This is a genomic window from Streptococcus sp. GMD1S (genome assembly GCF_000296875.1).
In the GTDB taxonomy this organism is placed as follows: Bacteria; Bacillota; Bacilli; order Lactobacillales; family Streptococcaceae; genus Streptococcus.
Map to the genome: position 1 here is coordinate 1 of NZ_AJQY01000417.1, position 619 is coordinate 619.

The window sequence follows — 619 nt, forward strand, 5'->3', positions numbered from 1 at the left end:
GCACTCGAACCAAAGATTCCTCCTGCGATAAACTCAACAATCGCATAGCTTAAATTTAAGAAAAAAGCTAACCAGATAGATGTTTTAGAACTCATTTCTCTCCCTCCTTTGGTATAATGGGTATATACATACTTCTTTCATTTGTATTATCTAATAAAATCCAAAGAAAGGATAGAAGCAAACTGTCAGTCCTATTCAGTTCTGAACAGTTTGTCTCAAGTGTCTATATGCCAAAAAGAGACCGTCGAGTCAGCAAGACGAAAAAAGCCATCTATCAAGCTTTTTTACAACTTTTGAACGACAAGGGCTATGATGCCACTACTGTTCAGGATATCATTGACCTAGCAGATGTTGGACGTTCTACTTTTTACTGTCACTATGAAAGCAAGGAACTCCTTTTAGATGAGCTCTGTCGCTACCTCTTTCATCATCTCTTTGAAAGGGAAGGACACTTTACTACCGAGGACTACCTCGCGCATATCTTTTTACATTTTCAGAAAAACCAGGACCATGTCACCAGTCTCCTTTTTTCTAAAAACGACTACTTCCTCCGCCAACTACACAAGGAACTCGAACACCACGTTTATCCCATGGTGGCGGGTGACTTGCAAGAGGCCTA

The 619-nt window shown here is 40.2% G+C and carries 1 protein-coding gene and 1 pseudogene; one reads left to right on the forward strand and one right to left on the reverse strand.

The annotated features are described in order from the left end of the window. Positions 1-95: pseudogene (locus GMD1S_RS12645) on the reverse strand (cation transporter); the annotation flags it as partial. A 132-nt stretch (positions 96-227) separates the two neighbouring features. On the opposite strand from GMD1S_RS12645, the gene GMD1S_RS10730 reads away from it, so the two are divergent. Then, on the forward strand, positions 228-619 hold a 392-nt coding region (locus GMD1S_RS10730; RefSeq protein ID WP_001126070.1), incomplete at its 3' end, for a TetR/AcrR family transcriptional regulator.